Genomic DNA, 20961 nt, shown 5'->3' with positions numbered 1-20961 from the left:
GTAAGCGGACCGCCGGCTTTCGCGCTGACGCCGTCCACAGGCCCCGTCCGCCTCCACAAATGCCGGCCAGGCAGGACGGGCACGCCGCGACGTGCGCGCGGTCGGCGTCGGTGACCCCCACCGGCTCGTCGAGCAGCCGGCGCAGCACTCCGTCAGTCGGATGACGCATCTGGGTTCAGCTCCTTGCGCAGGGCGGACTCGGCGCGCCGCACGGTGGTGCCGACGCTGCCGACGGACATGTCGAGGGCGGCCGCCACGTCGGCGTAGCTCAGGCCGCTGTGCCGCAGCACCAGGACCACCGCCTGCTTCCGCGGCAGCCGGGCGAGCGCGGCCCGCACCCGGCTGTGCTCGTCGCGGGAGATCACCGCGTCGGCGACGTCCGGAACGACGGTGGGCTCCCCGCCGGCGGCCTCCTCGCGGGCAGAGCGGCGCCGGCCGGAACGCAACAGGTTGAGCGCGGTGTGGGCGGCGGCCACGGTCAGCCAGCCGCCGGCCTCCTGCATCGGCACCGAGGAGCGGCCGAAGGCGAGGAACACCTCCTGGGCGACGTCCTCGGCCTGGTCCCGCGATCCCAGCACCCGGGCGGCCACGCCGACCACCCGCGGGTAGTCGGCCCGGAAGACCTGCTCGAGGTCGTCCCGGACCTCGCCTGTCCGGTGCGCCCGCTCGGCCCCGCCGCGCCGCGCCGCGAACGCGGCCAGGGCGGGCGCCGTCCGTCCCTCGTGCCGCACCAGGTCCACATCGGTAGAGCACCGCCGGGGCCGAGGATGTGACACCCGCCGAGGATGCCCCGGGACGCCGGCCGGGCGGGACGGGACGCCGGCCGGGCGGGGGGACGTCGCCCGGCGGGCCGAGCCGCTCAGCGTCGCCGCGAGAACACCCACCGGAACGGGCCCGGCAGGCGCACCGACCAGCGGCGTCCCCGCGGGCTGTAGCCGATCGGGCCGACGTGGAAGCTCGAGGACAACCCCCGGCGGCCGAGGTTCAGGTGGAGGGGACCGAGGCGCTTGGTCAGGCGGAAGTGGAACGGCATGGACTCCCCCTACCCGTTCCCGGCTCCCCGTGCCCGTCCGCCCCGTAGGCCCGCGCGGGCCGACATGCACCCGGCGGGGTGGACCCAACGCGGCTGCGAGGCGTTACCGTTCAGGCACGCATGTCCAGTCCCGGCAACGGCGCCGGGGGCGAGCGGAGGGGGTAGCCAGCATGGAGACGAGCGTGGTCGACGTCCCTGATCGAGGGCGGTTCGAGGTCCGGCTCGGCGACCGGGTCGTCGGACTGGCCAGCTACCACGTCGAAGGCGGCACCATGGCCCTGCCGCACACCGAGGTCGACCCCTCCGTCGGCGGCCGCGGCATCGGCTCGGCGCTGGTCGCCGGCGTGCTCGCCGCCGCCCGTGAGCGCGGGCTGACCGTGTTGCCGTACTGCTCCTTCGTGCGCCACTACATCCAGCAGCATCCCGAGGACGTCGACCTCGTCGCCGAGGCCGACCGGCCGCACTTCGGACTGGCCACCGCCGACCGCTGACCCGCTCGGCCGCCTGGCCTGCGCGGCCGCCCACAGCTGCCTACGCTCGCGCGGGTGCCCACCGCGCTGCTCTGGTTCCGTCGCGACCTGAGGCTCGCCGACCACCCGGCCCTGCTGGACGCCCGCGAGGCCGCCGGTCCCGAGGGCGCCGTCCTGCCGCTGTTCGTGTTCGACCCGCGGCTGTGGGGTCCGTCCGGACTGCCGCGGCGGCAGTTCCTCCTCGACAGCCTCGCCGACCTCGGCGACCAGGTGGACGGCGCCCTGGTGCTGCGGCACGGTGACCCGGCGCGCGTCGTGCCGGACCTGGCCCGGGAGGTCGGCGCGGTCAGCGTGCACGTCTCGGCCGACACCGGCCCCTACGGCCGGCAGCGCGACGCGGCGGTCGAGCGGGCCCTCGGCGAGGTCCCGTTCGTGCGCACCGGCTCGCCGTACGCGGTGACACCGGGCCGGGTCACCAAGGAGGACGGGACGCCGTTCCGCGTCTTCTCCCCCTTCGCCCGGGCCTGGCGGGCGCACGGCTGGCGTGCCCCGGCCCCGCGGCCGCGGTCGGTGCCCTGGTGCACCGGCGTCGCCTCCGAGGATCCGCCGCCGGCCCCGGATCTGGGCGGCGTCCGGCTGCCCCCGGCCGGTGAGGCCGCCGCCCGCGCCGCGTGGCGGCGCTTCCGCGACGAGCGGCTGGCCGGCTACCGGGAGAGCCGCAACATCCCGGGCACCGACGGCACCAGCCGGGTGTCGGCCTACCTCAAGTACGGCTGCCTGCACCCGCGCACGCTGCTGGCCGACCTCGCCGACCCCGGCGGCGACTCCGCCGACAGCCTCCGCGACGAGCTGGCCTGGCGGGACTTCTACGCCGACGTCCTCTGGCACCGCCCGGAGTCGGCCCGCGAGCCGCTGGACCAGCGGATGCGCGCGATGACCTACGACACCGGTCCGGACGCCGACGAGCGCTTCACCGCCTGGGCGCAGGGCCGTACCGGTTACCCGATCGTGGACGCCGGGATGCGGCAGCTGCTCGGTGAGGCCTACGTGCACAACCGGGTGCGGATGGTCGTCGCCTCGTTCCTGGTCAAGGACCTGCACGTCGACTGGCGCCGCGGCGCCCGGCACTTCCTGCAGCACCTGGTCGACGGCGACCTGGCCAGCAACAACCACGGCTGGCAGTGGGTCGCCGGCACCGGCACCGACGCCTCGCCCTACCACCGGGTCTTCAACCCCATCCGGCAGGGGAAGGAGTTCGACCCCGACGGCGACTACGTGCGCCGCTGGGTGCCCGAGCTGCGCGACGTCCCGACGCGGTACGTGCACGAGCCGTGGCTGGCGCCGGACGGCGTCCCGGCGGGCTACCCCCGGCCGATCGTCGACCACGCCGAGGAGCGCCGGGTGGCCCTCGAGCGTTACGAGCGGGTCCGCGGCCGCTGACCGGCCGGCCGCGGTGTCACCCGCGTCACCCGGCCGTCGTGGTGGACGTGCAGGCCCGGGGCGAAGCTGGGGACATGAGCTGCCGAGGCGCCCGTGCCTGAGGGCCACACGCTGTACCGGCTGGCCCGGGACCAGTCGCTGGCCTTCGCCGGCCGCCCGGTGCACGTCACCAGTCCGCAGGGCCGCTTCGCCGCCGGCGCGGCGCTGCTGGACGGCCGGGTGCTCGACGAGGTCACCTCCTACGGCAAGCACCTGTTCGCCTGCTTCGGCGCCGACACGCTGCACGTGCACCTGGGGCTCTACGGCAGCTACACCTCCGGCACCGGGACGCCGCCGCCGCCGCGCGGCGCGTTGCGGATGCGCTGGGAGGGTGAGGGGCCCGACGGCGTCGGCGTCTGGACCGACCTGCGCGGCGCCACCGCCTGCGAGGTGCTCCCCGCGCCGGAGGTCGACCGGATCCTCGCCCGGCTCGGCCCCGACCCGCTGCGGCCGCGCAGCGACGGCACGCTCGTCCACCGCCGGATCGCCGGCAGCCGTACCGCCGTCGGCGCGCTGCTCATGGACCAGTCCGTGCTCGCCGGCGTCGGCAACGTCTACCGCGCCGAGATCCTCTTCCGGCACGGGATCTCGCCGTTCCGCCCCGGCCGGGACGTCGACGCCGACCTGTGGGCGCGGGTGTGGGCCGACCTGGTGGTGCTGATGCGCGCCGGAGTCCGGATGGGCCGGATCGTCACCACCCGCCCGGAGCACCGCAACCGCCGCGGAGGCGCCGTCCGGCGGGAGGACGCGCACTACGTGTACCGGCGGACCGGGCTGCCCTGCCGGGTCTGCGGGACGCCGGTGCGCACCGAGGTGATGGTCGGCCGCAACCTGTACTGGTGCCCGGTCTGCCAGGTGGTGTGAGCCGGTGACCGACCGGGCCCGCGCCTATCGTGGGGCGATGGCGAGCCGGGGTCGCGCCCTCGGGGTCGCCGCGCTCGCCGCGGCGTTCCTGGCCCTCGGCACGCCCACGGCGGCGGCCGACCACCGCGACGATCCCGAGGTCGGGTACGACGTCTCGTACCCGCAGTGCGGCGACGACCTGCCCGACGACCCGGCGTTCGCCGTCGTCGGCGTCAACGGCGGGCTGGCCACCCGGCCCAATCCCTGCCTGCCCGGGCAGCTGGAGTGGGCGGCCGAGGCGGCCACCGGCCAGGTGCCCGCGCAGCCCGAGGTGCAGCTCTACGTCAACACCGCCAACCCCGGACAGGTGCGCCACCTGGTGACCACCTGGCCGTCCCGCGGGCTGACCCCCTACGGGCGCTGCGAGGGCGACAACAGCCGGGCCTGCTCGTGGCGCTACGGCTGGGAGCGGGCCGACGTCACGGTGCGGTACTTCTTCGTCCCGGCCGCCGAGCTCGCCGGCGTCGAGACCGACCCCGGCGCGTACACCTGGTGGCTCGACGTCGAGACGATGAACACCTGGCAGACCGGTTCGTCGGCCGCCCGCGCGCGCAACCGTGCGGCGCTCGAGGGGATGGCCGCCCGGCTCAGCGGAACCGGCGCCGAGGTGGGCGTCTACTCCACCGGCTACCAGTGGCGCCGGATCGCCGGGGAGGTCCCGGAGGACAGCCCGCTGTACGACCTGGACAGCTGGTTGGCCGGCTCGACGACCCGCACCGAGGCCCGGGCGACCTGCCGCCGGGACCCGCTGGTGGACGGCGGCCGGGTGGTCCTCACCCAGTACGTCACCGACGGGCTGGACCACGACCACTCCTGCGTCTGACCTACAGCGCGCCCTTGGTCTCGTCCCCGGCCGGGACGGCGGTGAGCACCTGCAGCTCCGGAGCGGCCGCGAGCTTGCCCTCGAGCCGGCGGCTCAGCGCGGTGAACGGCTCTCCCTTGCCGTGCGCGGCCAGCGCCTCGGGGCTGGCCCACTGCTCGATCATCACCAGGGAGTGGTCCCGCGCCTCGTGCAGCGCGTAGCGCTCGCACCCCTCCTCCGCGTGGACCTGCGGGATCGCGGCCAGCAGGGCCTCCCGGACCGCGGCGACGTGCTCGGGCTGCGGGGTGATGGTGGCGACGACGACGACGGACACGGGTTGCCTCCAGGTGTCGGGTTCGGCGCGGGAGCCTGGTGCTTGCCCACCCCGCCGGGTCAGGATGCCTCTCGTGTCGGCCGACGAAGACCCCGGTCCCCCGTCCTCCGCCCCGCCGCTGCGGGTGGCCGTCGTCGGCGCGGGCCCCGCCGGCATCTACACCGCGGAGGCGCTGACCAGGCAGAGGGACGTGCCGGTCGCGGTCGACCTCGTCGACCGGCTGCCCACCCCGTTCGGCCTGGTGCGGCACGGCATCGCCCCCGACCACCCCAAGATGCGCGCCATCCGCGACACGCTGCACCGCGCAGTGGACCACCCGTCGGTGCGCTTCGTCGGCAACGTCGAGATCGGCCGGGACGTCTCCTGCCGCGACCTGCACGCCGCGGTGGACGCCGTCGTCTACACCTACGGCGCGGCCCTGGACCGGCAGCTGGCCATCCCCGGTGAGGAGCTGCCCGGCAGCCTGGCCGCCACCGAGCTGGTCGCCTGGTACACCGGCCACCCGGACGCCGATCGCGCCAAGGTCGAGGCCGCGCTGGCACGGGCGCGGTCGGTCGTCGTCGTGGGCGTGGGCAACGTCGCGCTCGACGTGGCCCGCGTGCTGGCCCGCACTCCCGCCGAGCTCGAGCCCACGGACATGCCGCAGCACGTCCTCGACGCCCTGGCCGCGGCCCCGGTCGAGGAGGTCACGGTCCTGGGCCGCCGCGGGCCCACGCAGGCCACCTTCACCACCCAGGAGCTGCGCGAGCTCGGCGAGCTGGCCGGGGCGACCGTGCTGGTCGACCCGGCCGACCTGGAGCTGGACGCCGCGGCCGAGGAGCGGGCCGCGGCCGACCGGGTCGTCGGCCGCAACCTCGCCGTCCTGCGGGAGTGGGCCGGGCACGTGCCGGAACCCGGCCGGGCGACGGTGACGCTGCGCTTCTTCGCCCGGCCGGTGCGGCTGCTCGGCGAGGACCGGCTGACCGGCGTGGAGGTCGAGCGCACCGTCGTCGACGAGGACGGCCGCGCCTCGGGAACCGGTGAGACGACGGTCCTGCCCGCCGACCTGGTGGTCCGCTCGGTCGGCTACCGCGGCGGCGAGCTGCCCGAGCTGCCCCTCGACCCGCGCCGCGGAACGGTGCCCAACGACCTGGGCCGGGTGCTGCGCAGCGGGCAGCCGTCCCCCGGCGAGTACGTCGCCGGCTGGATCAAGCGCGGGCCGACCGGGGTCGTGGGCACCAACAAGCACGACGCCCGCGAGACGGTCGCCGCGTTGCTGGCCGACGTCGCGGCGGGCGTCGTCCGCCCCGGCAGCAACGGGGACGACGACCTGGTCGCCGCGCTACGGACCCGCGGCGCCGACCCGGTGCTGCTCGAGGACTGGCGGGCGATCGACGCCGCCGAGGTGGCGCTCGGGGCCACCCGCGGCCGGGCTCGCACCACGCTGCACGAGTGGGAATCCCTGCTGGCCGCGGTCCGGGAGGCCGCCGCCCGCGCCCGCTGACCTCGAGCGGCCGAACGGTGTGCGCTGAGGCGTAGTCCGCCCGCCGGGAACTGCGCCTCAGCGCACACCGTCGCCGCGGGGGGCGCTCAGCCCAGCTCGCGCAGCAGCTCCCGCGCCCGCGCCTCGGTGCCGGCGGCGACGAACCGGATGAGCGTCTCGGTGTCCGGCCGCAGCACCAGTGGCGCGCCGTCCGGGGTGAGCGCCACCCCGCCGGCCGCGGCGAGCAGCGCCAGCCCGCCGGCGACGTCGTGCACGTGCGTGCCGCTGCGGTCGAGGTTCTGCCAGGCGCCCGCGGCGCCGTCGGCGACCAGGCAGACGTCGACGGCGGTGCACCCGGTGACCCGCACCCGGCGCGCGGTCCGCGGGACCTGCACGGCCGACCCGGACGGCGCGGTGGGCGCGACGACGGTCCCGGCGTCCCGCGGGCGCACCGGCACGCCGTCGCGGTACGCCCCGGCCCCGACCGCCCCCCTCCAGCGGCGGCCCGAGGACAGGTCGGCCACCAGACCGGCGACCGGGCGGCCGTCCCGGACCAGCGCGGCGGAGAACGCCCACGGCGCCAGCCCGGCCCGGAAGTTCCCGGTGCCGTCGAGCGGGTCGAGCACGACCCACGGCTGGTCGCCGGGGACCGGGCGGTCCGAGCGCTCCTCGCTCAGCACGGTCACGCCCAGCGGACGCAGCGCATGCGCTGCGGCCAGGTGCGCGGCCTCGTCGGCGCCCAGCGAGGGGCTGCCGTCGGACTTGGTGGCGTCCTGACCGGCGTCGCGGGCCAGCGCCACGGCGACCTCGACCCGGGTGGCGGCGAGCGCGGCGGCGTGCAGGAAGCGCTCGGCCAGCGGTGCCCGGGCCGGGGGCGGCAGGACCGGCAGCACATCGCCGCGGAGCCCGTCGCGCACCCGCTCGCAGCCCCAGCCCGCGGCAGCGGCGAGGACCGCGGGCTGGTCGATGCGGACGCCCCGGCGTCGCACCAGCACCGCCTCGGCCCTCCCGTCGTCGGCCCACTCCCGCCGCAGGAGCCCCCAGAGGTCCAGCGGCCCCACCAGCAGTCGCAGCGCCGGGTCGTGCAGGGCGGCGGCGAGCGCTCCGGGTGCGGCCCCCGAGGCGGCAGCCACGGCCCGTACCTGCTCGCCGGTCGTGGCCACCCGCAGGTCGAGGGGGCCGGGGTCGGCCCGCCACTCGTATCGGGGCTCAGCCACTGTTGCGCAGCGCCGTGGCGATGCCGTTGATGGTCAACTGGATGTTGCGGCGGACCAGCTCGTCGTCGGGGCCCGCCCCACCATCGACACTGCGGCGCCGGCGCAGCATCTCCACCTGCAGGTGGTGCAGCGGCTCGAGGTAGGGGAACCGGTTGCGGATCGACCGCTCCAGCGACGGGTTGTCGGCCAGCAGCCGGTCGTCGCCGGTCACCGCCAGCAGCATCCGGACGCTGCGCTCGTGCTCGGCGGTGAGCTGGTCGAACACCCGGTTCCGGAGCTCCTCGTCGGGCACCAGCCCGGCGTAGCGGGCGGCCAGGTCGAGGTCGGTCTTGGCGAGCACCATGCCCATGTTGGACAGCATCGTGCGGAACCAGGGCCAACGCCGGTGCAGCTCCTGCAGGCGGGTCAGGCGTCCGTCGTCGCCGTCGACCCAGGACTCGAGCGCGCTGCCGGTGCCGTACCAGCCGGGCAGCATGATCCGCGCCTGCGACCAGCTGAACACCCAGGGAATGGCGCGCAGGTCGCCGATCGAGGCGCCGGCCTTGCGCGACGGCGGCCGGCTGCCGATGTTCAGCTCGGCCAGCTCGCCGATCGGGGTGGCCGTGCGGAACCAGTCGACGAACCCCGGTGTCTCGTGGACCAGCGCGCGGTAGGCCTGCTGGGCGCGGGCGGCGAGGTCGTCGAGCAGGGCGTAGGCGGACCCCGCGTCGTCCCCCAGCCCCTCGGTGTCGAGCAGGGTGGCCTCGAGCGTGGCGGCGACCATGGCCTCGAGGTTGCGCCGGGCGCGGTCGGGCTCGGCGTACTTGGCGGCGATGACCTCACCTTGCTCGGTGATCCGCAGCGCCCCGGCCACCGCACCGGGCGGCTGGGCCCGGATCGCGTCGTAGCTCGGGCCGCCGCCGCGGCCGACCGTGCCCCCGCGACCGTGGAACAGCCGCAGCCGCACGCCCTCGCGCCGGGCGACCTCGACCAGCGCGAGCTCGGCCCGGTACAGCGCCCAGTTGGCGGCGAGGTAGCCGCCGTCCTTGTTGCTGTCGGAGTAGCCGAGCATGACCTCCTGCACGTCGCCCCGGTTGCCCAGCAGCGCTCGGTAGAGCGGCTGGCCGAGGACGGCGGTCATCGTCTCCGCGGCGCGCTGCAGGTCGCCGATCGTCTCGAACAGCGGTGAGATGCCGACCGGGCACGTCGGGCCGCCTTCGCCGTCGGGGTCGAGCAGGCCGACCTCCTTGAGCAGGACGGCGACCTCCAGGACGTCGCTGACCGACTCGCACATGCTGATCACGTAGTTCGGGATGGCCCGCGGACCGAGCTCGCGCACCTGCTCGGCGGCGGCGAGCAGCACGTCGACCTCGCCGCGGGCCAGCTCGGAGAGCTCGGCGTCCGGGCGCACCAGGGGCCGGCGCATCCGCAGCTCCCCGGTGAGCAGCTCGACCCGGGCGGCCTCGTCCAGTGCGGCGTAGTCCGGGCAGACCCCGGCCCACGCCAGGAGCTCGGCGAGGACGTCGGCGTGGACGCCCGCGTTCTGTCGCATGTCCAGGCCGGCCAGGTGGAACCCGAACACCTCCACGCCCTCCCGCAGCCTCGCCAACCGGTCGTCGGCCAGCGCGCCCCCGCCGTGCGTGCGCAGCGAGGCGTCGATGGTGGCGAGGTCGGCCAGCAGCTCGTCCGGAGCCGCGTAGGGGACGAGCGCGGCGTGCGGCGGCGGGCCGGGAACCGACCCGAGCACCTGCTGCGCGGTGGCGGCCAGCCGCGCGTGCATGCCGTACAGGGCCCGCCGGTAGGGCTCGTCGGCGCGGAACGGCGAGTCGTCGCGGGAGGCCTCGGCCAGGCGCGCCAGCTCCGGCGTCGACGTGATCAGCCGGTCGGACATCGACAGCTCGTCGTGCAGCGCCAGCAGCTCGGCCAGGTGGTGGCCCAGCGCCGTCTCGGCCTGCCGCGTGCTGGCCCGGCGGACGGCGTCGGCGGTGACGAACGGGTTGCCGTCGCGGTCACCGCCGATCCAGGAGCCCGGCAGCAGCATCGGACGCTGCAGCAACCCGGCCGACGGCCACCGCTCGCGCAGCGCCCGGCGCAGCTCGGCGTTGATCGCCGGGACGACCTCGAACAGCGACAGCTCGTAGTAGCGCAGCGCCTCGTCGATCTCGTCGGCCAGCCGCAGCCGGGACAGCCGCAGCAGCGCGGTCTGCCACAGGGTGAGCACCGCCCGCTCCAGCTCCGCCGACCACGCCGGGTCGTCGACCTCCCCGGGGGCGGAGCGGTCGCGCCGGCGGATCAGCTCGGTGACCTGCCGCTGGACGCGGAAGACCGTCCGGCGGCGCACCTCGGTCGGGTGCGCGGTCACGACCGGGCACACCAGCGCCCCGGACAGTTCCCGGCCGACGACGTCGGGATCGAGGTGCTCGGCGTCGAGCAGGTCGAAGGTGGCGGCCAGGCTGCCCTTCTGGGGCGGGGAGCCCTCGAGTCGGTGGAAGCGGCGGCGGCGCTCGTGGTGGATGTCCTCGGCGAGGTTGGCCAGCAGCGAGAAGTGGCTGAACGCCCGGATGACGTGGTTGGCCGCGCGGACGTCGAGGTCGCCGAGCCGGGCCGCGATCTGGGTGCGGTCGACCTCCGAGCGGCGCACCCGGAACGCCTCCACGCGGGTGGACTCCACGAGGTCGAGGACGTCGTCCCCGGACTGCTCGCCGATCACCTTCCCGAGGACCCGGCCGAGCAGCCGGATGTCCTCGCGCAGCGGGGCGTCGGCGCCGTCCCCCTCGGCTCCCCCGTGGTGGCGCAGGTCGGCGACGTCGACGGTGGCTTCGGACACCTGGCGAGTATCGACCGTCCGGATGCCACGTGCGCGCCCCGGGAGGTGCCTTTCGCACGGGACAGGCACCTCCCGGTGGGCTGCTCGGCGCGCACCGGGCCCGCCGCGCCGGGACGATGCAGGCGTGCTCCGACTCCCCGCCACCCCCGTTCCCGGCCTCGCCGCCGCCCAGCACGGCGAGGGTCCCACCTGGGACGCCGCCCGCGGCGAGCTGCTGTGGGTGGACATCGCCGCAGGGCAGGTGCGGCGGGCCGCGGTCGCCGGCGACGGCATCCTCACCGAGACCGCCACCCACCGCGGCGGGGGCACGGTCGGCGCCGTCGTCCCGGCGGCGGACGGCGGGTGGCTGCTCGCCGCGGACGGCGGCTTCACCTCCCTGGCCACCGACGGCACCGCCCGGGTGCTGGTCGATCTCGCCGGCGAGGGCGGCACCGAGGCCGACGGCGGCACGCGGATGAACGACGGCGCCTGCGACCGCGCCGGGCGGTTCTTCGCCGGGACGATGGCCTTCGACCAGCGGCCCGGCGCCGGCGCTCTCTACCGCCTCGACCTCGACGGCACCGTGACGACCGTGCTCGACGGGCTGACGATCTCCAACGGGATCGACTGGTCACCGGACGGGCGCACCGTCTACCTCGCCGACTCGGGCCCGGGGGTCGTGCACGCCTTCGACTACGACCTCTCGGCCGGGACGTTCGGCGCCGGCCGGGTGCTGCTCGAGTTCGACGGCGCGGACGGCGTCGCCGACGGGCTCACCGTCGACGACGAGGGCTGCCTCTGGACGGCGCTGTGGGGCGGTGGGCAGGTGCGGCGGTGGTCGCCGGACGGGGAGCTGCTCGCCGTCGTCGAGGTCCCGGTGGCGCAGACGTCGAGCTGCGCCTTCGCCGGGCCGGGCGGCGACCTGCTGGTGGTCAGCACGTCCGCGGAGGGGATGGACGACGCCGCGCGGGCCGCCCAGCCCGACGCCGGCCGGCTGTTCACCGCCCGGCCGGGGGTGACCGGCCCGCCGGCCAACCCCTACCGCGGCCCACTGGAGGGACTGCGCCAGCGGTGAGAGCCTGGAACGGCCACCCTCCAGGGGCCCGCGCCGAGCTGGCGAGGCGTGGGGAGGAGGGTGGTCCTTTCTCAGCCGCCGAGCTCGCGCAGCGCTCGCGCGGCCAGGTCGTCACCGTCGGCCGCGCCGAGCCGGAAGTGCTCCACCGCGCCGTCCAGGTCGCCGCGGTCGGCCAGCAGCACGGCCAGGTTGTGGTGGCAGTAGGTGTCCCCGGCGGCGATGCCCGCCCGGTAGGCCTCCTCGGCCGCCTCGACGTCGCGCAGGTCCTCAGCGTAGAAGTTGCCCAGCGGCAGCCAGGCCTGCGCCTCGCCCAGCTTCGCGCCGCGCTCGAGGACGAACCGCGCCTCCCCGGCCCGGCCGGTGCAGCGCAGCAGTGCGGCCAGCGCCACGCGGGCGCCGGGGAAGCGGTCGGCCCCGGCGCGCAGGTCCACCTCGAGGGCCGGGTCGTGCGAGGCGGCCCACCGCCAGCAGGCGGCCACGGCGGCGGCGGCGTCGTCCCCCGCCGTGGCCAGCTCGGCCGCCACGGCCAGGGCCTGTTCGTGTTCGCCCTGCTCGTTGAGCAGGAACGCCAGCTGCAGTCCCCCCTGGGTGTCGCCGGCCGCGCCGGCGCCGCGGTAGGCCCGCATCGCGCCGGCGAGGTCACCGAGCTCCTCGAGCACCAGCCCGAGGTTCACCCACGCGTCGCGCTCGCCGCCGGCCAGCGCCTGCTCGTAGGCGGCCACCGCCTCCTCGACGCGGCCCCGCGCGGCCAGGGAGTTGCCCAGGTTGAACCAGCCGAGCGAGTCCCCCAGCTCGGCCGCCCAGCGGAAGCAACGCTCGGCGTCCTGGCCACGCCCGGCATCGGCCAGGTCGCAGCCCAGCTCGATGACGGCGTCGGCGTCCCGGCAGGCGCGCAGCCGCCGGAGGCGCCCGTCGAGGTCCTCCCGCATGGGGCGATCATCACCGCGGGCGGGCACGCCGTCGTCCCCCCGCCGGGCGGTCTCACCCGTCGGAGGCGGTGTGCGTCACCCGGCGGTGGTCAGCCGTTTCCATGGGCCGACTCCGCGCCTCGGTCCGCTCCTGGCCGACGTCGTCGTCGCCTCCGCGGTCGCTGCGATGCGATCTCGGCCGTCCTCAGCCGCCGAACGCCTCCCGCCAGGCCGGCATCAGGGACTCCTGGCTCCACCCGAGGTACGGCCGCTGCTGGTCCCCGCCGATCTGCACCAGCGCCAGGTGGGTGAAGCCGGCGTCGGCGTAGGCCTTGGCGGCCTCGATCACCGCGTCGACGTCGTCCCCGCAGGGGATGCTCCCGGCGACGTCCTCCTCGCGGACGAACTGGCTGGCCGCCTCGAAGCCCGCCGTCCCCGGCAGGTCGGCGTTGACCTTCCAGCCCAGCCCGAACCAGCGGAACAGGGAGTGCGCCCGCTTCACCGCGGCGTCGCGGTCGGTGTCGTAGCAGATCGGCATCTGGCCCACCCGGGGCTTGCCGGCACCGCCGGCGGCGTCGAAGCCCTCGAGGAGCTCGGCCTGCGGCTCGGTGGCGATCAGGACGTCGGCGTATTCACCGGCCAGCTGGACCGACTTCTCGCCCGACACGGCGACGCCGATCGGCACCCCGCCCTCGGGGCGGTCCCAGATCCTCCCGCCGTCGACGTCGTAGTACTCGCCGTGGAAGGTGGTGTAGCCGTCGGAGGTCAGCAGCTCGCGGATGATCTGCACCGCCTCGGCGAACATCTCGTGGCGGACGGCGACCGGCGGCCAGCCCTCCCCGACCACGTGCTCGTTGAGGTTCTCCCCGGCGCCCAGGCCCAGGGTGAAGCGCCCGTCGGCGAGCAGCTGCAGAGTGGCCGCCTGCTGGGCCACCACGGCCGGGCGGTAGCGGATGATCGGACAGGTCACGTAGGTCATCAGGTCGATGCGGCTGGTGGCCTGGGCGGCGGCCCCCAGGGTGACCCAGGCGTTGGGCGAATGGCCCATCTCGTCCAGCCACGGGAAGAAGTGGTCGCTGCTGACCGCGAAGTCGAAACCCGCCTCCTCCGCGCCCACCACGTGGCCGACCAGGTCCTTCGGCCCGGCCTGCTCGGTCATCATCGTGTAGCCCAGCTGCATGCCCATGCCGCCGCGCTACCCGGGCTCCACGGCACCCAACCCGGTCGCGGTCGGCGAGATCGGCGATCTCGCCGGCCTCCCTGCAGGTGGAAGGAACCCCTCCTCCCCACCGTTGAAGGACCCCGTCCTCCTCATCCCTCGCAAGCTCGGCATGAGCCTCTGGACGGGGCCGGCGGCGGTGCCCGGGAGGGGGCCGATCGGGGGCAGGGAGGTCCTTCCTCAGGCGCGCTCGGCCCGCAGTGCCTCGCGCAGCTTGGTCTTCCCGCTCGTGCGCAGGAGGGCGCCGGCGTAGACCCGCCCGCCGAGGCGGACGACGAGCGCGATCGCCACCAGCATGAGGACGACGGCCAGCGCCACCTCCCAGCCCACGGCCTCCCCGGCCGCCTGCCGGACCGGCATCACCAGCGGCGACATGCCGGGGACGAAGGAGGTCACCGTGGCGAGCGTGCCCGCGGGGTCGCCGGCCGCCTGGACGGCCACGATGAACGCGACGATCAGCACCATCGACGCCGGCATGAGCACGCTGCCGAGGTCCTCCTGCCGGCTGACCAGCGACGCCGCGACGGCGAAGACGGAGGCGTAGAAGGCGTAGCCGAGGACGAACCAGGCGACGACCGTGGCCACGGTGCCGATGACCTCCCCCGGCACGTCGACCACGTCGAGGGCTAGCGCCGCGGCCACTCCCACCACGCCGATGACCACGATCTGGCCGAGGCCCAGCAGGCCGAGGCCGAGGATCTTGCCGGCGAGCAGCTGCCACGGCCGCATGGTGGCCAGCAGCAGCTCCACCACCCGGCTGGACTTCTCCTCCACGACGCCCTGGGCCACGAACTGGGCGAACAGGATGAGCAGGCCGTAGAGGACGACGACGCCGATCACCGCGACGACCACCTGCTGGCCGTCGTCCGCCGCCCCGTCGAGCGGCGTGACCGCCACCTCGGGGAGGGACTGGAGGTCGACGCCGGCCTCCAGCAGACGGTCGGAGATGGCCAGCCCGCTGACCGCGCCGTCGACGACGGCCTCCAGGGTCGGATCGCGGTCGATGACCAGCAGCTCGGGGCCGCGGCCGGCGCGGCCCAGGAGCGCCGCGTCGACCTCCTCGGCTCGGACCGCGGCCCGCGCCGCGGCCTCGTCGGCGTAGTCGACGACCTCGACGTCGACGCCCACCGCCTCGGCCTGCGCCTCGACGGCGGGCCCGAGCCGGCCGTCGCCGCCCACGAGGCCCAGCCGGCTCGCGTCGCTTCCGGAGTTGACCGCCACCTGGAAGGCCATGGCGCCCAGCAGCAGCACGATGATGACGACCGAGCTGATGACGAAGTTCTTGTCGCGGATGCGGCTGGAGACCTCCCGCGCGGCGACCAGCCGGACCAGCCCGGCGCTGCCCGGGGTGCGGGGCTCGGACGACGTCATGCGGCGACCTCCCCGGCCGGCTCGGCGACCGCCTCGCGGAACAGCTCGACGAGGGTCGGCTCGCGCCAGGCGAAGTGGGTGACCCGGCCGGTGCGCAGCGCCGCGGCGAGCACCGTCTGGTCGTCGGTGCCGGCGTCGAGCTCGAGCAGCGTGTCACCGGCCCGCTCGGACACCACCCGCACGCCGGGGAGCGCGGCGGCCCAGCCCGGCGGTGCGTCCGGGACGACGACCCGCAGCACCCGGCCGGCCTCGCGACGGCGCAGCTCGGCGACCGGTCCGGTGGCGACCATGGCGCCCCGGGCCAGGATGCCGACGGAGTCGCAGAGCCGCTCCACCAGGTCGAGCTGGTGGCTGGAGAAGACGACCGGCACGCCGCCGCGCACCTGTTCGAGCAGCGCCTCGGCCAGCGCGTCGACGCCGACCGGATCCAGACCGGAGAACGGCTCGTCGAGGATGAGCACCTCCGGCCGGCTGACCAGGGCCGCGGCCAGCTGGACCCGCTGCTGGTTGCCCAGCGACAGCTTCTCCACCTGGTCGCCGCGGCGCTCACCCAGGCCGAGCCGGTCGGCCCAGTGCTCGGCGGCGTGGGCGGCCGCGCCGGCGTCGAGCCCGTGCAGCCGGGCGAAGTAGGCCAGCTGCTCGCCGACCCGCATCTTCGGATAGAGGCCGCGCTCCTCGGGCATGTAGCCGATCCGGCGGCGGAGCGCCTGGTCCAGCGGACGGCCCCGCCAGCGCACCTCGCCGGCATCGGCGTGGGCCAGACCCATCGCGATCCGCATCGTCGTCGTCTTGCCGGCCCCGTTCGACCCGCAGAAACCGAACATCGACCCCGGGGCGACGGTGAACGAGACGCCGTCCAGGACCCGGTTGCTGCCGTAGCTCTTGTGCAGCCCGTCGAACTCCAGCACGCGCGCTCCCCCCGGACGTGGACCTGGACCGGGGCCGACGGTATCGGGCGCCGGTCAGGGCAGGCGGGCCCCGCCCCGCAGCGCGGCCACCGTCGCGGCCGGGCCGCCGCCGTCCACCAGCCAGGCCGTCCCGTGCCCGGCGACCCGCGCGCCGTCGGCGTCCAGGTGGACGGCGGTGTCCTCGTCGAGCGCCAGCCCCCGCCCTCCGCCGGCCACGGCGGTGAGCAGCCGCGGCAGGGTCCCCCACTGCGCGCAGTGCACGTCGACCGTCCACGGCACCAGGCCCAGGCTGCCGACGACGGCCACCTCGTCGAGGTCCTCGGCGGCGTCCTCCGGGCAGACCCGGACGCCGCCCGCCCGCCACCCGCCGACGACGGCCCGTCCGGCGGCCACGGCCGCCCCGGCGGAGAACCCGGCGTAGGGCCGCTCCCCCGAGGACAGCCACGAGCGCAGCTCCCCGGCGACCGGCGCCAGCGCCTCGGCGTAGGCCGGGGTGAGCCCACCGCAGACCAGCAGGGCGTCGGCGTCGCCGAGGGCGGCCACGTCGAGCCGCCCGCCCAGCGGCACCAGCACCGGGACCGGCTCGCACGGCGCCGTGCGCCGCAGGACCTCGGCCCACCGGCCGAACTGCGCTTCGCCGTCGCCCTCGTCGAGCACCAGCGTGGCGACGCCGGGCCCGGTGCCCGCGGCCTCGAGGAAGGGCCCGTACACGGCGGCGGTCGCGGACGGGTCCCAGCCCCCGCCGATCAGGTGGACGGTGCGCAACGCAGGCCTCCTCGCAGTCGGCGGGCGGGCCGCGACAGTCTGCCCTGCGGCGCGGGCACATCTGCGGTCTGATCGAGCCATGTCTGATCGGCACACGAGCCAGGAGAACGTGCCGGCGCAGCCGCCGACCGGGGTCGGGCTGGACGGCCTGCGTGGGGCGGCGGCCAACTGCCGGGCCTGCGAGCTGTGGGAGCCGGCCACCCAGACCGTCTTCGGGGAGGGGCCGGAGACCGCGCGCGTCGTGTTCGTCGGGGAGCAGCCCGGCGACCAGGAGGACCGCAGGGGCGAGCCGTTCGTCGGTCCGGCCGGCCGGTTGCTGGACCGGGCGCTGACCGACGCCGGCATCGAGCGCCGCGACGCCTACATCACCAATGCGGTCAAGCACTTCCGCTTCACGCCCACGCCCAAGCGGCGGCTGCACCAGACCCCCGGCCCCGAGCACCTGCGGGCCTGCCGGCCGTGGCTGGAGGCGGAGTTCGCCGTCCTGCAGCCGGAGGTCGTCGTCTGCCTGGGCGCCACCGCGGCCAAGTCGCTGATCTCACCGTCCTTCCGGATCACCAAGGACCGCGGGCAGCTGCTGCCCTGGACCCCGCCCGGCGTGGCCCGCGCCGAGGCCGGCGACGACACACCGGCCGACGACGACGAGGACGCGCCGCACCAGACCTGGATGCTGGCCACCACGCACCCCTCGGCCATCCTGCGCACGCCCGACGACGCCCGCGCGGCCGCCTACGACGCCCTCGTCGCCGACCTCACGGTGGTCGCGCACGCGCTGGCGTGAGGGGCCCTGGCGCAAGGGTGCAGCGGGCCCCTCCGACGCGGCCCGCCGAGCCCTCAGGAAGATGGGGTCGTCGGCCGGCCCTCGCCCCTCTCGGGGGCGGGCGAGGACGGCCGGAGCTCCTCCGCCGGCACGGTGTCCCAGGCCGAGCGCGAGGCGCGGAAGGCCCAGAACGAGGGCACGACCAGCGCGACCACCACCATCGCGACGACGACCACCACGCCGCCGGAGACCATCGCGGTGGTCACCCCGGCCGCGCTGGCGATCGCGCCCGCCCGCAGGTCGCCGAGCCGCGGGCCGCCGGCGACGACGACGAGGAACACGCCCTGCATCCGGCCGCGCATCTCCTCCGGGGCGGCCAGCTGCAGCATCGAGGAGCGCAGCACGGCGCTGACCATGTCCCCGGCTCCGGCCACCGCCAGGCAGACGACCGCCACCCACAGCGTCGAGGCGAAGCCGAAGCCGATGATCGCCACGCCCCACACCACGATCGCCACCAGCACGACGGCGCCCTGCCGGTCCACCCGGGACACCCACCCCGAGGTCAACCCCATGAGCAGCGCACCGATCGAGATGCCGGCGAAGAGCCAGCCCAGGCTGTTGGGCGAGTCGGCGTAACGGCCCTCCGCCAGCTCCGGGAAGACCGCCTGCGGCCAGGCGAAGAGCATCGCGACGACGTCGACGACGAAGGTCATCAGCAGCACCGGCTGGGTGCGCAGGAAGGCGAAGCCCTCCCCCACCCCGCGCACCGCGGCCCCGAGCTGCAGCGGCCCGGCGTCCCGTCCCGGGGGCAGCGGCGGCAACCCGCGCAGCAGCAGGACGGCGACGAGGAAGCCGAGCGCGTCGACCGCGTACGTGACCGGCAGGTTCCCGACGGCGATGAGCAGGCCGGCCAGCAGCGGCCCGACGATGACGCCCACCTGGCGCACGGTCATGGCCAGCGCGTTGGCCGCCGGGACGCCGTCGATCCCGACGATCGCGGGGATGACGGCGCTGCGGGTGGGCTGGTTGACCGCGGTGAACCCGGACAGGAAAGCGGTGAGCACCCACAGCAGCACCAGGTTGCCGCCGCCGGGCAGCAGCGCCTGGAGGGCGAGCAGGGCACTGGTGACCGCCGACCCGACGCCGGTGAGGAGCATCAGTCGCCGGCGGTCCGTCGAGTCGGCGATCGCGCCGCCCAGCAGGCCGAAGACGACGAGCGGCACCAGCGCGACGACCGAGGTGACGCCGACCAGCAGCGACGAGCCGGTCAGCGCGTAGACCTGGTACGGGACGGCGACCAGGGTCATCTGCTGGCCGATCATCGTAGCCGCCACGCCCCAGAACAGCCGCCGGTAGTGCGGGTTGCGCAGCGGGGTGGTGTCCATGGCCCAGCCGCGGCGGGGCCGGGGCGGCAGCGGCACCGGCTCCTCGACGGGACCGCCGCCCTCGACCGGGTCGACGGGGTAGGGCGCCGAACCGGTTGCGCCCGGGGACCCGGTCACGGCGCGAGGCGCTGGACGACCCAGCCGCCCCTCTCCGCCATGCCGTGCCCCCCGGCGGCGGACCGGACGAAGCGGAGCCGGTCGTGCAGCCGGTCGGCCCCGCCCTGCCAGAACTCCACCCGGTCGGGCACCACCCGGTACCCGCCCCACACCTGCGGGCGCGGCAGCTTGCCCTCGGGGGTCTCGGCGTCCAGCCGGCGCAGCCTGGCCTCCAGCTCGTCCCGGGAGTCCACCGGGGTCGACTGGACCGAGGCCGCGGCGGCCAGCTGCGCACCGCGGGGCCGCGGGTCCCACAGGTCGTCCGACGCCGCCGCGCCGATCCGCTCGACCCGACCGGTGGCCCGCACCTGGCGCTGCAGCGCGTGCCACGGGAAGACCAGCGCCGCGCGCGGGTTGACGGCCAGCTGGGCGCCCTTGGCGGAGGCGTAGCTGGTGCCGAAGACGAAGCCGTACTCGTCGTAGCCCTTCACCAGCACGATGCGGGCGTCCGGGGCCCCGTCGGCGTCGGCGGTGGCGACCACGACCGCGTTGGGCTCGGGCAGTTCGGCGGCGACGGCGTCGGCGAACCAGCGGTCGAACTGCTCGACCCACGTGGGAGCGAGGTCGGCCTCCCGGAGCCCCCGGGCTCCGTAGTCCCTGCGCATGCGGGAGAGGTCGGGCACGCGGCCCATGCTGTCACCGCCCTCCGGCCGGGGTGCGCGGCCTGCCTGCGCCCGCCCCGGGTGTCCCCGGCGTGTCGGCACGGCCTAGGGTCGAGAACCGCAGTCGTGCGCCGCTCCGTGCGCGCACGAGTCCCGCGCGCAGAGGAGCATGCGAGATGGCCGACGACTTCGTACCCGGCCTGGAGGGCGTCATCGCCTTCGAGACGGAGATCGCCGAACCGGACAAGGACGGCGGCGCGCTCCGCTACCGCGGCGTCGACATCCAGGACCTGGTCGGCAAGGTCACGTTCGGCAACGTCTGGGCGCTGCTGGTCGACGGCAAGTTCGGCCCCGGTCTGCCGCCGGCCGAGCCGTTCCCGATCCCCGTGCACAGCGGCGACGTGCGCGTCGACGTCCAGGCCGCCCTGGCCATGCTGGCCCCGTTCTGGGGGTACCGGCCGCTGCTGGACATCGACGCGGCGACCGCCCGCGACCAGCTGGCCCGGGCCGCGGTCATGGCGCTGTCCTACGTCGCGCAGTCCGCCCGCGGCATCGGCGTCCCGGCGGTGCCGCAGTCGCGCGTCGACGAGGCCGCGACCATCGTCGAGCGGTTCATGGTCCGCTGGCGCGGCGAGCCCGACCCCCGCCACGTCGCCGCCGTCGACGCCTACTGGACCTCGGCCGCCGAGCACGGCATGAACGCCTCCACCTTCACCGCCCGCGTGATCGCCTCCACCGGCGCCGACGTCGCCGCGGCGATGTCCGGCGCCATCGGCGCCATGTCCGGCCCGCTGCACGGCGGCGCGCCGTCCCGCGTGCTCGACACCCTGGACGGCGTCGAGAAGGCCGACAGCGCGGAGAAGTACGTCAAGGACCTGCTCGACCGCGGCGAGCGGCTGATGGGCTTCGGCCACCGCGTGTACCGCGCCGAGGACCCGCGCGCCCGCGTGCTGCGCCAGGCCGCCGAGGACCTCGGCGCCCCGCGGTTCGAGGCCGCCCTGGCGCTGGAGCAGGCCGCGCTCAACGAGCTGCGCGAGCGCCGTCCCGACCGGCCGATCGAGACCAACGTGGAGTTCTGGGCGGCCATCGTCCTGGACTTCGCCGAGGTGCCCAGCCACATGTTCACCTCGATGTTCACCTGCGCCCGCACCGCCGGCTGGTGCGCGCACATCCTCGAGCAGAAGAACACCGGCCGCCTCGTGCGCCCGTCGGCCCGCTACATCGGCCCGGCGTCCCGCACGCCGGAGGAGGTCGAGGGGTTCGACACGATCACCACCAAGGCCGTCACCGAGGTCGCGCCGGCCTGAACGAGGACCTCCCTGCCCCC

General features: G+C 75.9%; 20 protein-coding genes. 8 read left to right on the top strand and 12 right to left on the bottom strand.

The window, feature by feature from the left end:
- Nucleotides 1-152: 152 nt before the first annotated feature.
- Both E4P41_RS05075 and E4P41_RS05070 read right to left on the bottom strand, forming a co-directional pair.
- Nucleotides 153-731: a sigma-70 family RNA polymerase sigma factor gene (locus E4P41_RS05075; RefSeq protein ID WP_245177113.1), complete on the bottom strand. Its 579-nt coding sequence runs from the start codon at nt 729-731 to the stop codon at nt 153-155.
- A gap of 128 nt (nt 732-859) precedes the next feature.
- On the bottom strand, nt 860-1033 hold the full coding sequence (locus tag E4P41_RS05070; RefSeq protein ID WP_135139842.1) for a DUF4236 domain-containing protein: 174 nt from the start codon (nt 1031-1033) through the stop codon (nt 860-862).
- Nucleotides 1034-1203: 170 nt separating this feature from the next.
- On the opposite strand from E4P41_RS05070, the gene E4P41_RS05065 reads away from it, so the two are divergent.
- The 4 genes from E4P41_RS05065 to E4P41_RS05050 all read left to right on the top strand — a co-directional run bounded on the left by E4P41_RS05065 (nt 1204) and on the right by E4P41_RS05050 (nt 4708).
- Nucleotides 1204-1524: a GNAT family N-acetyltransferase gene (locus E4P41_RS05065; RefSeq protein ID WP_135139841.1), complete on the top strand. Its 321-nt coding sequence runs from the start codon at nt 1204-1206 to the stop codon at nt 1522-1524.
- 54 nt (nt 1525-1578) lie between these two features.
- Nucleotides 1579-2943, top strand: a complete 1365-nt coding sequence (locus E4P41_RS05060; RefSeq protein WP_135139840.1) for a deoxyribodipyrimidine photo-lyase — start codon at nt 1579-1581, stop codon at nt 2941-2943.
- Nucleotides 2944-3036: 93 nt separating this feature from the next.
- Nucleotides 3037-3846 (top strand): zinc finger domain-containing protein, encoded by an 810-nt coding sequence (locus E4P41_RS05055; RefSeq protein ID WP_135139839.1) that lies wholly within the window; start codon nt 3037-3039, stop codon nt 3844-3846.
- A 37-nt stretch (nt 3847-3883) separates the two neighbouring features.
- Nucleotides 3884-4708: a hypothetical protein gene (locus E4P41_RS05050; protein ID WP_135139838.1), complete on the top strand. Its 825-nt coding sequence runs from the start codon at nt 3884-3886 to the stop codon at nt 4706-4708.
- A gap of 1 nt (nt 4709) precedes the next feature.
- On the opposite strand, the gene E4P41_RS05045 is transcribed toward E4P41_RS05050, so the two are convergent.
- Entirely contained in the window at nt 4710-5021 is a 312-nt protein-coding gene (locus tag E4P41_RS05045; RefSeq protein WP_209307550.1) for a putative quinol monooxygenase, read from the bottom strand.
- Between the two features lie 73 nt (nt 5022-5094).
- Between E4P41_RS05045 and E4P41_RS05040 the strand changes: the two genes are divergently transcribed.
- Nucleotides 5095-6504 carry an FAD-dependent oxidoreductase gene (locus tag E4P41_RS05040; RefSeq protein WP_135139836.1) on the top strand — a complete coding sequence of 470 codons (1410 nt, stop codon included), beginning with the start codon at nt 5095-5097 and terminating at the stop codon, nt 6502-6504.
- An 86-nt stretch (nt 6505-6590) separates the two neighbouring features.
- Here E4P41_RS05040 and E4P41_RS05035 read toward each other — a convergent pair whose 3' ends face one another.
- Together E4P41_RS05035 and ppc are read right to left on the bottom strand one after the other, a co-directional pair.
- The gene (locus E4P41_RS05035; RefSeq protein ID WP_135139835.1) at nt 6591-7700 is read right to left on the bottom strand and encodes an inositol monophosphatase family protein; all 1110 of its coding nucleotides are present in this window, start codon (nt 7698-7700) and stop codon (nt 6591-6593) included.
- Nucleotides 7693-10506, bottom strand: a complete 2814-nt coding sequence (gene ppc / locus E4P41_RS05030; RefSeq protein WP_209307549.1) for a phosphoenolpyruvate carboxylase — start codon at nt 10504-10506, stop codon at nt 7693-7695. Before ppc ends, E4P41_RS05035 begins: the two co-directional genes overlap by 8 nt.
- Before the next feature lie 124 nt (nt 10507-10630).
- Between ppc and E4P41_RS05025 the strand changes: the two genes are divergently transcribed.
- Nucleotides 10631-11560: an SMP-30/gluconolactonase/LRE family protein gene (locus tag E4P41_RS05025; protein ID WP_135139834.1), complete on the top strand. Its 930-nt coding sequence runs from the start codon at nt 10631-10633 to the stop codon at nt 11558-11560.
- 71 nt (nt 11561-11631) lie between these two features.
- Here E4P41_RS05025 and E4P41_RS05020 read toward each other — a convergent pair whose 3' ends face one another.
- From E4P41_RS05020 to E4P41_RS21925, 5 genes are all read right to left on the bottom strand, one after another.
- Complete coding sequence (locus E4P41_RS05020; protein ID WP_135139833.1) at nt 11632-12489, bottom strand: tetratricopeptide repeat protein; 858 nt, start codon at nt 12487-12489, stop codon at nt 11632-11634.
- 184 nt (nt 12490-12673) lie between these two features.
- On the bottom strand, nt 12674-13654 hold the full coding sequence (locus E4P41_RS05015; RefSeq protein ID WP_209307548.1) for a TIGR03557 family F420-dependent LLM class oxidoreductase: 981 nt from the start codon (nt 13652-13654) through the stop codon (nt 12674-12676).
- A 213-nt stretch (nt 13655-13867) separates the two neighbouring features.
- Entirely contained in the window at nt 13868-15058 is a 1191-nt protein-coding gene (locus E4P41_RS05010; protein ID WP_135139832.1) for an ABC transporter permease, read from the bottom strand.
- Complete coding sequence (locus E4P41_RS05005) at nt 15055-15966, bottom strand: ATP-binding cassette domain-containing protein (protein WP_135139831.1); 912 nt, start codon at nt 15964-15966, stop codon at nt 15055-15057. The genes E4P41_RS05010 and E4P41_RS05005 overlap by 4 nt, the downstream gene beginning before the upstream one ends.
- Before the next feature lie 54 nt (nt 15967-16020).
- Nucleotides 16021-16731: a hypothetical protein gene (locus E4P41_RS21925; protein ID WP_167760930.1), complete on the bottom strand. Its 711-nt coding sequence runs from the start codon at nt 16729-16731 to the stop codon at nt 16021-16023.
- Between the two features lie 79 nt (nt 16732-16810).
- On the opposite strand from E4P41_RS21925, the gene E4P41_RS04995 reads away from it, so the two are divergent.
- Complete coding sequence (locus E4P41_RS04995) at nt 16811-17512, top strand: UdgX family uracil-DNA binding protein (RefSeq protein WP_135139830.1); 702 nt, start codon at nt 16811-16813, stop codon at nt 17510-17512.
- 53 nt (nt 17513-17565) lie between these two features.
- Here the strand turns inward: E4P41_RS04995 and E4P41_RS04990 are convergent, their stop codons facing one another.
- Nucleotides 17566-18993 (bottom strand): MFS transporter, encoded by a 1428-nt coding sequence (locus E4P41_RS04990; protein ID WP_245177112.1) that lies wholly within the window; start codon nt 18991-18993, stop codon nt 17566-17568.
- Nucleotides 18990-19664 carry a pyridoxamine 5'-phosphate oxidase gene (pdxH, locus tag E4P41_RS04985; RefSeq protein WP_135139829.1) on the bottom strand — a complete coding sequence of 225 codons (675 nt, stop codon included), beginning with the start codon at nt 19662-19664 and terminating at the stop codon, nt 18990-18992. The genes E4P41_RS04990 and pdxH overlap by 4 nt, the downstream gene beginning before the upstream one ends.
- 146 nt (nt 19665-19810) lie before the next feature.
- On the opposite strand from pdxH, the gene E4P41_RS04980 reads away from it, so the two are divergent.
- Nucleotides 19811-20941, top strand: a complete 1131-nt coding sequence (locus E4P41_RS04980; protein ID WP_135139828.1) for a citrate synthase 2 — start codon at nt 19811-19813, stop codon at nt 20939-20941.
- Nucleotides 20942-20961 lie beyond the last annotated feature (20 nt).

Origin of the sequence: Geodermatophilus sp. DF01-2 (assembly GCF_004571065.1) — a bacterium.
Classification (GTDB): domain Bacteria; phylum Actinomycetota; class Actinomycetes; order Mycobacteriales; family Geodermatophilaceae; genus Geodermatophilus.
This window is presented reverse-complemented; position numbering and strand designations above follow the sequence as displayed.

What these genes read in the sequence shown, in the direction of transcription:
- E4P41_RS05070 (WP_135139842.1), bottom strand. Translation starts at nt 1,033, where the DNA reads ATGCCGTTCCACTTCCGCCTGACCAAGCGCCTCGGTCCCCTCCACCTG.
- E4P41_RS05065 (WP_135139841.1), top strand. Translation starts at nt 1,204, where the DNA reads ATGGAGACGAGCGTGGTCGACGTCCCTGATCGAGGGCGGTTCGAGGTC.
- E4P41_RS05050 (WP_135139838.1), top strand. Translation starts at nt 3,884, where the DNA reads ATGGCGAGCCGGGGTCGCGCCCTCGGGGTCGCCGCGCTCGCCGCGGCG.
- E4P41_RS05020 (WP_135139833.1), bottom strand. Translation starts at nt 12,489, where the DNA reads ATGCGGGAGGACCTCGACGGGCGCCTCCGGCGGCTGCGCGCCTGCCGG.
- E4P41_RS05015 (WP_209307548.1), bottom strand. Translation starts at nt 13,654, where the DNA reads ATGGGCATGCAGCTGGGCTACACGATGATGACCGAGCAGGCCGGGCCG.
- E4P41_RS05010 (WP_135139832.1), bottom strand. Translation starts at nt 15,058, where the DNA reads ATGACGTCGTCCGAGCCCCGCACCCCGGGCAGCGCCGGGCTGGTCCGG.
- E4P41_RS04995 (WP_135139830.1), top strand. Translation starts at nt 16,811, where the DNA reads ATGTCTGATCGGCACACGAGCCAGGAGAACGTGCCGGCGCAGCCGCCG.
- pdxH (WP_135139829.1), bottom strand. Translation starts at nt 19,664, where the DNA reads ATGGGCCGCGTGCCCGACCTCTCCCGCATGCGCAGGGACTACGGAGCC.
- E4P41_RS04980 (WP_135139828.1), top strand. Translation starts at nt 19,811, where the DNA reads ATGGCCGACGACTTCGTACCCGGCCTGGAGGGCGTCATCGCCTTCGAG.